This window comes from Microbacterium oxydans, assembly GCF_006540085.1.
GTDB lineage: Bacteria > Actinomycetota > Actinomycetes > Actinomycetales > Microbacteriaceae > Microbacterium > Microbacterium oxydans.
This window is the reverse complement of the sequence record NZ_BJOG01000004.1, coordinates 129336-141733: the sequence shown is the minus strand read 5'-3', so window position 1 is coordinate 141733 and position 12398 is coordinate 129336. Positions and strand designations below refer to the sequence as shown.

At 67.5% G+C, this 12398-nt stretch carries 12 protein-coding genes; 1 reads left to right on the top strand and 11 read right to left on the bottom strand.

Going from position 1 to position 12398, the window contains the following annotated elements; all coding sequences use genetic code 11:
* Window positions 1-9 precede the first annotated feature (9 nt).
* The 10 genes from MOX01_RS08585 to MOX01_RS08540 all read right to left on the bottom strand — a co-directional run bounded on the left by MOX01_RS08585 (window position 10) and on the right by MOX01_RS08540 (window position 10795).
* Window positions 10-1086 (bottom strand): UDP-N-acetylglucosamine--N-acetylmuramyl-(pentapeptide) pyrophosphoryl-undecaprenol N-acetylglucosamine transferase, encoded by a 1077-nt coding sequence (locus MOX01_RS08585; RefSeq protein WP_141369274.1) that lies wholly within the window; start codon window positions 1084-1086, stop codon window positions 10-12.
* Window positions 1083-2288: a putative lipid II flippase FtsW gene (ftsW, locus tag MOX01_RS08580; RefSeq protein WP_046749429.1), complete on the bottom strand. Its 1206-nt coding sequence runs from the start codon at window positions 2286-2288 to the stop codon at window positions 1083-1085. Before ftsW ends, MOX01_RS08585 begins: the two co-directional genes overlap by 4 nt.
* Window positions 2257-3792, bottom strand: coding sequence for a UDP-N-acetylmuramoyl-L-alanine--D-glutamate ligase (murD, locus tag MOX01_RS08575; RefSeq protein ID WP_141369272.1), 1536 nt, complete (start codon window positions 3790-3792; stop codon window positions 2257-2259). The genes ftsW and murD overlap by 32 nt, the downstream gene beginning before the upstream one ends.
* Window positions 3782-4888 (bottom strand): phospho-N-acetylmuramoyl-pentapeptide-transferase, encoded by a 1107-nt coding sequence (gene mraY / locus MOX01_RS08570; protein ID WP_046749324.1) that lies wholly within the window; start codon window positions 4886-4888, stop codon window positions 3782-3784. The genes murD and mraY overlap by 11 nt, the downstream gene beginning before the upstream one ends.
* Complete coding sequence (locus tag MOX01_RS08565; protein ID WP_141369270.1) at window positions 4885-6297, bottom strand: UDP-N-acetylmuramoyl-tripeptide--D-alanyl-D-alanine ligase; 1413 nt, start codon at window positions 6295-6297, stop codon at window positions 4885-4887. The genes mraY and MOX01_RS08565 overlap by 4 nt, the downstream gene beginning before the upstream one ends.
* A 27-nt stretch (window positions 6298-6324) precedes the next feature.
* Window positions 6325-8094, bottom strand: a complete 1770-nt coding sequence (locus MOX01_RS08560) for a peptidoglycan D,D-transpeptidase FtsI family protein (RefSeq protein WP_058632795.1) — start codon at window positions 8092-8094, stop codon at window positions 6325-6327.
* Between the two features lie 25 nt (window positions 8095-8119).
* A complete protein-coding gene (gene ftsL, locus MOX01_RS08555; RefSeq protein ID WP_046749327.1) occupies window positions 8120-8686 on the bottom strand; it encodes a cell division protein FtsL in 567 nt (188 codons plus the stop codon).
* A complete protein-coding gene (gene rsmH / locus MOX01_RS08550; protein ID WP_046749328.1) occupies window positions 8683-9621 on the bottom strand; it encodes a 16S rRNA (cytosine(1402)-N(4))-methyltransferase RsmH in 939 nt (312 codons plus the stop codon). The genes ftsL and rsmH overlap by 4 nt, the downstream gene beginning before the upstream one ends.
* Before the next feature lie 102 nt (window positions 9622-9723).
* A complete protein-coding gene (gene mraZ, locus MOX01_RS08545; RefSeq protein WP_017830220.1) occupies window positions 9724-10155 on the bottom strand; it encodes a division/cell wall cluster transcriptional repressor MraZ in 432 nt (143 codons plus the stop codon).
* Window positions 10156-10420: 265 nt separating this feature from the next.
* Entirely contained in the window at window positions 10421-10795 is a 375-nt protein-coding gene (locus tag MOX01_RS08540) for an SCO2097 family morphological protein (protein ID WP_046749329.1), read from the bottom strand.
* A 97-nt stretch (window positions 10796-10892) separates the two neighbouring features.
* Here MOX01_RS08540 and MOX01_RS08535 point away from each other — a divergent pair, with 97 nt between their 5' ends.
* Window positions 10893-11981: a polyprenyl synthetase family protein gene (locus tag MOX01_RS08535; protein WP_230977921.1), complete on the top strand. Its 1089-nt coding sequence runs from the start codon at window positions 10893-10895 to the stop codon at window positions 11979-11981.
* Between the two features lie 4 nt (window positions 11982-11985).
* Here MOX01_RS08535 and MOX01_RS08530 read toward each other — a convergent pair whose 3' ends face one another.
* Entirely contained in the window at window positions 11986-12348 is a 363-nt protein-coding gene (locus MOX01_RS08530) for an Rv2175c family DNA-binding protein (protein ID WP_371861849.1), read from the bottom strand.
* Between the last annotated feature and the right edge of the window lie 50 nt (window positions 12349-12398).

Sequence of the window (12398 nt, the reverse complement as noted above, 5' to 3'; positions counted from 1 at the left end):
GTGGACGCGTCAGGCAGCCGCGAGTGCACGGTCGATGAGGGTGATGACGTTCTCGGTTCCTGCGCGGGTTCCGGCCGTCTGGGCAGCCGCAGCCATCTCCGCGATCCGCGCCCGGTCTTCGAGCAGCGGCACCACGATGCGCCGCACGGCATCGCCGTCGAAGGTCGCATCGTCGAGCAGCTCGGCAGCTCCGGCAGCGACGGCCGATGCGGCGTTCAGGCGCTGCTCGCCGTTTCCCACGGAGTACGGGACGTAGAGCGCGGGTATCCCCAGCGCGCTCACCTCGCTCACCGTCGCCGCACCGGAACGGGAGACGATCAGATCCGCGACGGCGAAGGCAAGATCCATGCGGTCGACGTAGCGGCGCAGCACGTAGCCGCCCGTACCGGGATCTGCCAGATCACTGCGCTCACCGGTCACGTGCAGCAGCTGCCATCCGGCGTCGAGGACGTCTCGCCATGAATCAGCGAGCGCCTCATTGAGTCGCTGCGCGCCCAGCGAGCCGCCGAAGACCAGGAGGACGGGCCGTTCGAGGTCGAGACCGAAGTAGTCCGCCGCTTCAGCGCGCGACGCCGCGCGGTCCAGAGCGATGACCTCTTGGCGCAGAGGCATGCCGACGACCTCGCCACCACGAAGCGGGGTCCCCTCGAACGCGACGCCGACGGCAGCTGCCCGCCGCGCACCGAGCACGTTCGCCAACCCCGGCTTGGCATTGGCCTCGTGCACGACGAACGGCACGCGCTCACGGCGAGCGGCGACATAGGCAGGCGCGGAAGCGTATCCCCCGAAGCCGACGACCACGTCGATGCCGTGCTGACGGATATGGGCGCGCACCTGGGAGACGGCGCGACGGAACCGTGCGGGGAACGACATCGCCTGCTTGTTCGGTCGGCGCGGGAACGGCACCTTGTCGACGATGAGGAGCTCGTAGCCGCGTGCAGGGACCAGACGGGATTCGAGCCCCTCGGCAGTGCCGAGCACGAGAACGGTGGCCTCGGGATCGCGGGCGCGGAGGCCATCGGCGACCGCGAGCAGGGGATTGACGTGACCGGCGGTGCCACCGCCGGCGAGGAGATACGAAGTCACCTGGTGACCCTACCCCGCTCAGCTGGTCGCTTCTCGGTCACAGGGATCGTGCGCGCGAATGCGAGCAGCACACCGCACGCGATCAGCACGGCGAGCAGAGCGGTACCGCCCTGCGACATGAATGGGAGCGGGACACCCATGACGGGGAAGACGCCGATGACGACGCCGACGTTCATGACGGCCTGACCGACGATCCACACGGTGATGCCGCCGGCCGCCACCCGGATGAAGGGGTCGGAGGTCTTGCGGATGATGTGGAACGCGCCGATCGTGAAGAACGTGAAGAGGGCGAGAACGACGATGCACCCGATCAGTCCCAGCTCCTCGCCGACGATGGCGAAGATGAAGTCGTTGCCCGCCGCAGGGAGCCACCCGTACTTCTCCTGCGAGTTGCCGAGACCGAGACCGAAGATGCCACCGGTCGCCATTCCCCAGATCCCGTGGATCGACTGGTAGCAATCGGTGTAGTAGAGCGCCATGTTGTCGCACGTCGCGGTGATGCGCCGCATGCGATCCTCGCTGGACAGCGCATAGGCGAGCACGGCGACGACGCCGAGGATCAGCGGGATAATGAACAGCCGGAGCTTGACCCCCGAGAAGAACAGACAGCCGAGCAGGATGAGCACCAGGACCATCGCCGTGCCGAGGTCCTTCCCCGCGAGGACGGTGCCGATCGCCAGTGCCCCGACCGGGATCACCGGGATGAAGACGTGATGCCAGGTGCCGAGCATCGCGCGCTTGCGCAGCAGCACGGCCGCGATCCACAGGGCGAGAGCGAGCTTGAGGAACTCGGACGGCTGGAGCGTGAAGCCGGCGATCCGGATCCAGTTCCGGTTTCCGCCGTCTTCGATCCCGAGCGGGGTGAACACCAGCATCTGTAGGGCCACGGCGCCGAAGAGTGCCGGCCACGCCATCCGCTTGAGGAACTCGATCGGCAGGCGGCTGATCAGGAACATCAGCGGGATGCCGAGGAGTGCGAAAACCCCTTGACGAAGCACACCGTCCAGCGGATTGACGCCCTTGGACACGGCGGTGGCGCTGGTCGCCGACAACACCATCACGAGGCCGAACAGAGTGAGCAGCAGGGCGGTGGACGCGATCAGCAGGAACTCGGTCGACACCGGGGTGAACCGGCGTCCCAGCGAGACCCTGGCAGCGAGACCGCCGGCTTCAGAGCGCGGAGGGCGGGATACCTGTGTCATCGGCACTCCCCCGGTCGATCCAGTCCCGCACCGCCTCGGCGAAGCGATGGCCCCGTTCCGCGTAGCCGGAGAACTGATCGAAGGATGCCGCCGCCGGGGCCAGCAGGACTGTTCCCTCGTCGTCGACGATTCCCGCGGCGATCTCCACGACACGGTTCATGACCTGTCCAGTGTCACCAGCATCGACCTCGAACACCGGCACCCCGGGCGCGTGTCGCCGGAATGCCGTGACCACGGCAGAGCGCTCGACGCCGATCACGACGGCCGCCCGGGCTGTCGTCCCGACGTCGGCGACGAGGTCGGAGATGTCGACCCCCTTCAGATCCCCGCCGAGCACCCATACGGCTCCCGGGTACGCGCGCAATGATGACGCGGCCGCATGCGGGTTGGTGGCCTTGGAGTCGTCGATCCACGTGATGCCGCGATGCCGCGCGATCACCTGGATGCGGTGAGGATCGAGGCGGAAGGACTGCAGGGCCGTGTGGATGGCCTCGGGCTCGACGCCGAGCGACCGCGCCAAGGCGCTCGCTGCGAGGATGTTCTGCACGATATGGGGAGCGGCGAGACCCGCAGCCTCGAGGTCGGCGACGGTCGTCAGCTCGAGAGCGCTGCGAGACCGGTCGTCGAGGAAGGCCCTGTCGACGAGAAGGCCCTCAACCACGCCGAGGTCGCTCGGACCGGGGATCCCCAGGTCGAAGCCGATCGCCCTGGCGCCTTCGACGACCTCCGCCTCCTCGACCATCTGCCGTGTGGCCTCGTCCGCCTTGTTGTAGACGCACGCGATCCGGGTGTTGCGGTAGACCACGGCCTTCGCGTCGCGGTAGGCCTGAGCACTACCGTGCCAGACGAGATGATCGTCGGCGAGGTTGAGGCACACGGACGCGTAGGGGAAGAGCTCCCCCTCGGCCCGCGACTGCCCCAGGTACCAGAGCTGATGGCTGGAGAGTTCGACCACGAGGACGTCGAACCCTGCGGGGTCGCGTACCGCGTCGAGCACCGGCACACCGATGTTGCCGCACGGAGCCGCACGCAGTCCTCCCTCGACGAGGAGGGTGGCTGTCAGCTGGGTCGTCGTGGTCTTGCCGTTCGTGCCCGTGATGAGCACCCAGTCCGCCGGTGTGCCGTCGGAGCGCAGGACCTTGTCACGGACGCGCCAGGCGAGTTCGACGTCTCCCCAGATCGCGACATCCGAATCCTGCGCCCATCGGATGACCGGGTGCGACGGCGAGAACCCCGGCGAGGCGACGATGACCTCGGGGGCGAACTCGACCAGCACGGCAGGGACTTCTGCAAGCGGACCCAGCTCGAGCCGGGCGCCGATGACAGGAAGCAGACGCTCGTACTCCTCTTCGGCGGCTTCGCTCAGCACGAGCACGTCCGCGCCGAGTTCGGCCAGCGTGTCGGCGACCGAGAACCCGGTCATGGAGAGGCCGAGCACGGCGACCCGCAGGCCGCTCCAGTCGGCGTTCCAGCTGGTGAGGCCTGCCAGCCGATCAGTCGACACGGGTCAGCCATTCGACGTAGAACAGACCGACGGCAGAGACGGCGAGCAGCCCGGCGATGATCCACATGCGGACCACGATCGTGACCTCGGACCAGCCGCGCATCTCGAGGTGGTGGTGGAACGGGCTCATCAGGAACAGCCGCTTGCCGCGCGTGATCTTGAAGTATGCGCGCTGCAGGATGACCGAACCGGAGGACAGGACGAAGACACCGGCGATCACGAGCAGGAGCAGCTCGGTCCGGGTCAGGATGGCCATCGCGGTGATGACACCTCCGATCGCCATGGATCCGACGTCGCCCATGAAGACCTTCGCCTTGGGGGCGTTCCACCACAGGAATCCGATCAGGCTGGCGGCGAAGGACGCGGCGATGATCGCCAGGTTGAACGGGTCGCGCACTTCGTAGCATCCGCCCAGGGCATCGGGGTCTCCGCCGATGCAGGGCTGCTTGAACTGCCAGAAGGCGATGAGGCTGTACGCGCCGACGACGATGACGCCGGCTCCGGCCGCGAGACCGTCGAGACCGTCCGTCAGGTTCACGCTGTTCGAGGTGGCGACCCCGATGATCGAGATCCACACGAGATAGAGGATCCACCCGAGGATCACGCCGAAGGCGAAGAGGTTGAGCCAGGTGATGTCGCGGAACAGGGAGATCGCGGAACTCGCCGGCGTCTGGCCCCACTTGTTCGGGAAATTCAGCGCGACGATGCCGAAGGGGATCATGACCAGCAGCTGACCGATCACCTTGCGCCAGCCCGACAGTCCGAGACTGCGCTGGCTGCGCACCTTCATGTAGTCGTCGATGAACCCGACGGCACCGAAACCGACCATCAGCCAGATCACGAGCAGCGCCGAGAGCGCCGGCACCTCTCCGCTGACCAGAACACCGGTGAAGTAGCCCACCATCGAGCCGACGATGAAGATGACGCCGCCCATCGTCGGCGTTCCGCGTTTCGCTTCGTGGCTCGGGTTGTGGACGGACTCCGGGGTGCGGATCACCTGCCCCCAGCCCCACTTCCGGAAGAGCCGGAGGAAGACGGGGGTCAGGAACAGGGTGAAGGCGAGCGAGATCGCCGCCGACATGATGAGAGACCTCACGAGAACAATTCTCCCAGACGATCGCCGAGATGCCGGAGGCCCACGGAGTTGGATGACTTCACGAGCACGCGATCGCCGTCGCGGAGCTCGGTGCGCAGATACTCGAACGCCGCGTCCTGGTCGGGCAGATGCACAGCCTCGCTGTCCCACGAGCCCTCTCCGACGGCGGCGAGATACAGCCGTCGCGCCTCAGCGCCGACGACCACGATCCGCTGGATGTTCAGACGCACGGCGAGCAGCCCGATCCGGTCGTGCTCCTCCCCCGCGCTCTCCCCGAGCTCGCTCATGGCACCGAGGACGGCGACCGTGCGCTCTTCGGGGCCGGTGATCTGCGCGAGAGTGCGCAAGGCAGCGGCCATGGAATCCGGGCTGGCGTTGTAGGCGTCGTTGATGATCCGCACGCGGTCGTTGCCCAGGGGCTGCATCCGCCACCGTTCGGCGATCTCGACGGTCTCCAGACGAGCCACGGCATCGACGGGCGAGACGCCGAGGACCAGCGCCGAGGCGATCGCTGCCAGAGCGTTGGAGATGTGGTGAGCCCCGAGGACCCGGAGCCGCAGGGGCAGGCTCTGCCCGCCGACCTCGACGATGCAGGCGGTGCCGGAGGCCGACACCTCGATGTCGCGGGCCCGCACATCGGCCGTCGGGCCCTGGCCGAAGCCGACCGTGCGCAGCCCGCGGGAGTCCGCGAGCTCTCGCATCGCCGCGACTCTGGGGTCGTCGACGTTCAGGACGGCAGTCCCCGGCACCCGGGCCGCCGCGACGAGCTCGGCCTTGGCCTTCGCCGTCGCTTCGATTCCGCCGAAGCCGCCGGCGTGCGCCATGCCGACCATCAGCACCACGGCGATGTCGGGCTCCACGAGACCGGCGAGGTGGGCGATGCTCCCCGGAGCCGCCGCTCCGAACTCGCTCACGAGGTACCGCGTGCTCTCCGTGACGCGAAGCATGGTGACGGGAGCGCCGACTTCGTTGTTGAACGACTTCACGGGCGCGACGGTCTCGCCCTCGTCCTCGAGGATGCGTGCGAGGAAGTTCTTGGTGGTGGTCTTGCCGTTGGATCCCGTGATGCCGACGATGCGGAGCCGACCCGCGGCTCGGACCCGAGCGACGACCTCGCTGGCGAGTGCGCCGAGTGCGGTGACGGCATCCGCGACGATGATCTGGCTCACCGCGATGTCGACGGGATGCTCGACGATGGCCAGCACGGCGCCCGCCTCGACGGCGGATCCGACGAATCGGTGGCCGTCGGTCTCGGTTCCGGGTTTGGCCACGAAGATCGAGCCGGGGCCCATCATCCGCGAATCCGTGTCGACCAGGCCATCGACCACGGTCTCGGGTGTGTCTGGTGCGACCACGCGAAGATCACCGCCGACTGCGGCGGCGATCTCAGCGAGCGTCAGGGCGATCATGTCATCTCCATGCGCGGCTCTCGCCGACTATCCGAACTTGGGGAGGAGCTCGTCCATCGGGACAGAGGACGGCATCACGCGATAGGTTTTCATCACCTGCGTCATCGCCTTCTGGAAGGCGGATGCGGTGGCCGCGGACGATACAACCTTAGTCGGCTCGTCGAGGGTGACCACGACGACGTACTGCGGATCGTCGACCGGTGCGAAGCCCACCATGCTGGTGTAGTACACCCCGGACTTGTATCCGCCGTTGCCGTCGGAGACCTGGGCAGTACCCGTCTTGCTGGTCACGCGGTAGCCCGGCACCTGGATGCGCTCCGCATTGCCGCCCTGCACCGCGACGTTCTCCAGCATCCGGGTGAGCTCGCCTGCCGTCTGCTCCTTGATGATCTGCTCGTGCTTCGGATCTGCCGGTGTGGTGACCTTGCCGTCGGATCCCGTGCACGACTCGACGAGCGAGAGATCGATCTTCTCTCCTCCGTTGGCGATCGCCTGGTAGGCGCCGGCGAGCTGGGCTGCCGTCACCGTGAAGTACTGACCGAACGTGGTCGTGTACAGCGACTGGCTGTCCCAGTCCTTGACGGGGTGCAGGATGCCGCCGACCTCGGACGGGAAGTCGAGTGTCTTGTCGCCGACCCCGAACCGCTCGAGGTAGTCGTAGCGGACCTCGGGACTCACCATGGTGCCGAACTTCGACAGTGCGACGTTCGACGAGTCGATGAGTCCGCCGGCGAGGGTGTAGTTGTAGGCGGGGTGGGTGAAGGCGTCGTTGACGACGGCGCCGTTCGGGAACTTCTCGCGAGAGGCCGCGCTGACGGTGCTGTAGGGGGTGAGGCCGGCGCCCTCGATGGCTGCAGCCGCGGTGATCGCCTTGAACGTCGAGCCCGGCTCGAAGTCCCTGTGGAAGATCTGGCTGGCCCTCGTCGCCGGTGTCGAAGCATCGAGATCGTTGGGGTCAAGCGCGGGCCATTCGGCCGCCGCCCTGATCTTGCCGGTCTTCACCTCGACCACCGTGACCGTGCCGCCCTTGGCGCCCTGGGTCTGCGCCTCCTCGGCGATCATCTGCTGCAGGTACCAGTTGAGGTCGCTGTTGATGGTCAACTGCACGGAGCCGCCGTTCACGGCGTCGACCGTGCGCTCGCTCCCGGGGATCACGACCCCGTCCTTGCCGATGCGATAGCTCTCCTCGCCGTCGACGGGCGCGAGGCAGGAGTCGTCCAGCTGCTCCACGCCGGCCTGCGCCTCGCCGGAGCTGTCGAGGTAGCCGAGGAGGTTCCCGGCGACCGCGCCGTTCGGGTAGACCCGGGTCTCGCGCGCCTTGAGTGCGAGATAGGAGCCGACTCCCAAGTCCCTCAGCTTCATGTACTGCTCGGTGTTCAGCCCCTTCTTGAGGGGTGCGTACTGGCTGTTCGGGTTCTCGGCGAGGGCGTTCGACACCAGCGCACGCACTTCCTCCCCGGTCTGCCCGGTGATGGCCGCGATCTTCTCGGAAGCCTCGGCCCACGGCAGCTTGGGGTCGTTCTCCTCCATGAGCATGATGACCTGGGGGCTGAGCTGAGCGTCGTAGACCATCACGCTGGAGGCGAGCACTGTCCCGGAGGAGTCGACGATCGATCCGCGCTGTCCGGAGATGGCCGAACTCGCCCCGATGTGCTCGAGAGAGTCGGAGACATGCTCGTCGGCGCTGACCACCTGGATGTCGACCAGCCGCACGACGAAGGCGCACAGCACCGAGAGGATGACGGCGAGGGCGACGACTGTGCGTCGCCGCGGTCCGCGGGTGGCTCGTGTCGTCATGGGATCTCTCCGTCGATCGTGGGTGTCAGTGCGTCGTGGGGCTCGGCAGGCCGTCGGTGATCGACGGCGGAAGCTCTTGTGTCGGCTGCTCGGTCGTCGCTGCGCCGTCCGTCTCCTGTGCAGGAGGGGGCGGCGGTTCCACGATGAGCGAGTTGCTCACGGCTCCGACGCCGTCAGGGTTGACCGTAGAGGTCCAATCGGCGCCGTCGCCGGTACCGAAGACGGCTCCATCGCTGAGGCGCAGATACGACGGCGATCCGGCGACCACCATTCCGAGTCCGGCCGCGCTGCTCGCGAGCACCTGCGGGGAGCTGACCCCGGTCAGTTCCTCCTGGAGAGCGTGCGTCTTGAGGTTGAGTTCGCGCTGCTGCGACGAGAGACTGGCGAGGGTGAACGAGTCCTGGGTGATCGCGAGCGAGAGCGCGATCTGCGCGGCGCCGATCGCGAGCGCTCCCCCCAGCGCGACGAGCGCATAGGCGAGCTTGGGCTTGCGGCGGGCGGCGGGATGCGTGACCGGCTGCAGCTTCCGCTGCGGAGTCTTCTCCGGCGCGACCGGCTGTACCGGCTTCCGGACGACGGCGTTCAGGCTCATGCGCTCTCCCGCAGCTTCTCGGCGGCGCGCAGACGCACCGGGATCGCCCGCGGGTTGCGCGCGCGCTCATCATCGTCGGCGAGTTCTGCGCCCTTGGTCAGGATGCGGAATCGCGGGGCGTGTTCGGGGAGTTCGACCGGAAGACCGGCAGGTGCGGATGAGGCGGCCGCGGCGGCGAACGCCTGCTTCACGAGGCGGTCTTCGAGCGACTGATACGACATCACGACGATGCGTCCTCCGACGCTGAGCGCATCCATGGCCGAGGGGATCGCGTCGGCCAGCACATTGAGTTCCGTGTTGACCTCGATGCGCAGCGCCTGGAAGACGCGCTTGGCGGGGTGGCCCGCTCGTTGCGCGGCAGCGGGAGTAGCCGCGATGAGGATGTCGACGAGCTCGCCCGACCGCGTGATGGGCTGCTTCTGACGTGCCTCGATGATGAAGCGGGCGTAGCGGCCGGCGAGCTTCTCCTCGCCGTACCGCTCGAAGATGCGACGGAGGTTGCCTTCGCTGTACGTGGCGATGACATCGGCGGCGGTGACGCCCTTGGTCTGGTCCATCCGCATGTCGAGCGGAGCGTCCTTGGAGTACGCGAAGCCGCGCTCGGCCTCGTCGAGCTGCAGGGAGGACACCCCGAGATCGAACAGGATGCCGGACGCGCCCTGCGCATGCAGGCCGATCTCGTCATACACCGTGTGTACGAGAGTCACACGGTCGCGGAAGCGGGCCAGCCGCTCCCCCGCGATGCGCAGCGCATCGGTGTCGCGGTCGAGCCCGACCAGACGGATGTTCGGGAAGCGTTCGAGCAGCGCCTCTGAGTGGCCGCCCATGCCGAGGGTGGCGTCGACGAGGACCGCACCGTCCGCGTGAAGGGAAGGAGCGAGCAGCTCGACACAGCGGTCGAGCAGGACGGGGGTGTGGATGTCTCGGAGGTTCATGATCTTTCTCGGGGTGACCTTCGGCTCTGATCCCCCTCCGCTTCTCGACCCGGCACCGGGGAAGTGTGTCGGGGCGGGAGCGGCGGGGCATCACAGCCGTGGTCAGAAGAGTCCCGGAATCACCTCCTGCTCGAGGTCGGAGTAGGTCTCCTCGCCGGCGGCGAGGTAGGCGTTCCAGCTCTCCGCGTCCCAGATCTCGGCGTGGGCGCCGACTCCGGTGACGATGAGTTCCTTCTGCAGACCTGCGTACTGACGCAGGTGCGCCGGGATGGTGATGCGGTTCTGGCTGTCTGGCATCTCCGCGCTGGCTCCGGAGAGGAACAGGCGCATGAAGTCACGCGCCTGCTTGTTGGCGAGCGGTGCCTGCCGGATCCGCTCGTGCATCGCCTCGAACTCGGCCGTGCTGAACACGTAGAGGCACCGTTCCTGCCCTCGGGTGACGACGATGCCGCCGCCGAGGTCTTCGCGGAACTTCGCAGGAAGGATGACCCGTCCTTTGTCGTCCAGCTTCGGAGAGTGCGTACCCAGCAACATCGGCCACCACCCCCTCTGCGTCCGGCCAACTCGAGGTGCGCCCCACTTTACTCCACTTTCCTCCACATACCTACGACCAATCCGCAGACGATCGCGGTCAGTGCGAGCGGGCACGCCAAAAAACCGCGAGATTCCGCGGTGGAGGAAGGTGGAGGATGAGTGGAGGGATCTGCCGGGTCAGCGGCCGACCCTCCCCCGCCCGGCGTTAACGACCGAAGCCCGGATGCTGAGCATCCGGGCTTCGGTGGTGAAGATGTGAGAGAGGTCAGTGACCGTCTTGGCGTCGATCCCATCGATCGTTCATACGATCCATGAACGACGCGGATTCCTGTCGCTTCGGTGCGGAGTGCTCTCGCGGTGCCGTCGCGGTCGTCCGCCGAACGGGCGTCACGGCCACCATGACTCCGGCGAGCATCGCCGCGAAACCGACGACGCCGACGACGATTCCCCAGACACCGCCGAGGATGACTCCGGCGACCAGACCACCGACACCGGCGAGCAGCAGGAGCGCACCGTAGACGAGATTTCGGTAGCTCAGAGCTCGGTCACCGGACGGCGCGGTCACGACGTCGGCATCATTGTGAAGGAGATGGCGTTCCATCTCGTCGAGCAGACGCTGCTCCTGTTCGGAGAGTGGCATTTCGTCCCCCTCGGGTATCGTGCCTTCCATTCTACGCGCGCGAAGGCGTCCGGGGCTAGCAGTTCGACCCACCCTTGCTTTACGTATGCTGGGAGTCGTGCCGTCCTCCTCCCCCGTCCCCGACGCCGTCGCCGCACACCTCGACCGCTTCCTCTCGCGGATGCGGGACGAAGCGACGGACTACGGTCCGGACGCGGCGGCGTTCCTCGACGCGGCCGCCGGCACCCTCGACGGCGGCAAACGCCTGCGTGCGCGCTTCTGCCATGCGGGTTGGCGTGCCGTCTCGGCTTTCAGAGACCGCGACGCGACAGAGCCCGATGCACTGTGGGACATCTGCACCGCGCTGGAGATCTTCCAGTCCGCGGCGCTCGTCCACGATGACCTGATCGACAACTCGGACACACGCCGTGGCCGTCCGGCCGCGCACCGTGCCCTCGAGGCCTCACACCGCGCCGCGGGATGGGCGGGCGACGCAGACGCCTTCGGCCGCGCCTCAGCGATCCTCCTCGGCGATCTCCTCGTCGCCTGGAGCGATGACCTGCTGGAATCGGCCCTCGACGGGCAGCCGCACGCACGCGCCGTGCGTTCCGAATACGCGAGGATGCGGAGGGATGTCACGACCGGTCAGTTCCTCGACATCGCCGAGGAATCGGCGTGGAGCGTGAACGACGGGAGCCTGCACGCGGAACGGGCGTTGCGCGTGGCATCGCTCAAGTCCGCGAGGTACAGCATCGAGCAACCTCTGGTTCTCGGCGGCGCGTTCGCCGGGGCCGAGCCTGATCAGACGGAGGCGCTGCGCCGCTTCGGACATCCCGTCGGCATGGCCTTCCAGCTGCGCGACGATGTGCTCGGAGTGTTCGGCGACCCGTCCGTCACGGGCAAGCCGACCGGGGACGACCTCCGGGAGGGCAAGCGAACCGTCCTGATCGCTCTCACCAGGCAGACGCTGGACGCGTCCGCGCGGAACCTGCTGGACGAGATGCTGGGCGACCCGGAGCTCACGCCGCAGCAGGTGACGTTCCTCCAGGCCACCATCCGCGACTCGGGGGCCGTGGATCAGCTGGAGGCGATGATCACCGGCTATGCCCGCGACGCCGATCGCGCCCTGTCAGGCGCCCGACTGGACAACGCCGCGGTCGGTGAGCTGCGTGATCTCGCACGAGCGGCGACGGTGCGCTCGGCCTGACGGATCAGGCGAGCGTGCGCGCCAAGCGCCGCACGGAACTCTTGTGCCCGGCCAGCAGGGCGTCGATCGGGGAACGCCCCAGGCTCTCCTCCTCCGCGAGGAGCCAGTCGATCAGCTCGTCGTCGGTGAACCCGGCGTCCTGAAGCACGATCACGGTGCCACGCAGTGAGCTCAGCGGGTGTCCGTCGACGATGAAGACGGACGGCACCGCGAATGCTCCGTTGCGACGAGAGCCGACGAGATAGTGCTCATCGATCAGACGGCGCACACGGCCGAGGGGTTCGTCGAGCACCTCGACGAGGTCGGGCATCGTCAGCCACTCGACGGCGGCAGGGGTTCCGGCAACGTTCTCAGACACGTCGCCCACTATCTCACCTCCGGATGATCTGCGCATGTCGGCACTCCAGCCACACTGTT

What these genes read in the sequence shown, in the direction of transcription:
- ftsW (WP_046749429.1), bottom strand. Translation starts at nt 2,288, where the DNA reads ATGACACAGGTATCCCGCCCTCCGCGCTCTGAAGCCGGCGGTCTCGCT.
- MOX01_RS08565 (WP_141369270.1), bottom strand. Translation starts at nt 6,297, where the DNA reads ATGATCGCCCTGACGCTCGCTGAGATCGCCGCCGCAGTCGGCGGTGAT.
- MOX01_RS08560 (WP_058632795.1), bottom strand. Translation starts at nt 8,094, where the DNA reads ATGACGACACGAGCCACCCGCGGACCGCGGCGACGCACAGTCGTCGCC.
- ftsL (WP_046749327.1), bottom strand. Translation starts at nt 8,686, where the DNA reads ATGAGCCTGAACGCCGTCGTCCGGAAGCCGGTACAGCCGGTCGCGCCG.
- rsmH (WP_046749328.1), bottom strand. Translation starts at nt 9,621, where the DNA reads ATGAACCTCCGAGACATCCACACCCCCGTCCTGCTCGACCGCTGTGTC.
- mraZ (WP_017830220.1), bottom strand. Translation starts at nt 10,155, where the DNA reads ATGTTGCTGGGTACGCACTCTCCGAAGCTGGACGACAAAGGACGGGTC.
- MOX01_RS08540 (WP_046749329.1), bottom strand. Translation starts at nt 10,795, where the DNA reads ATGCCACTCTCCGAACAGGAGCAGCGTCTGCTCGACGAGATGGAACGC.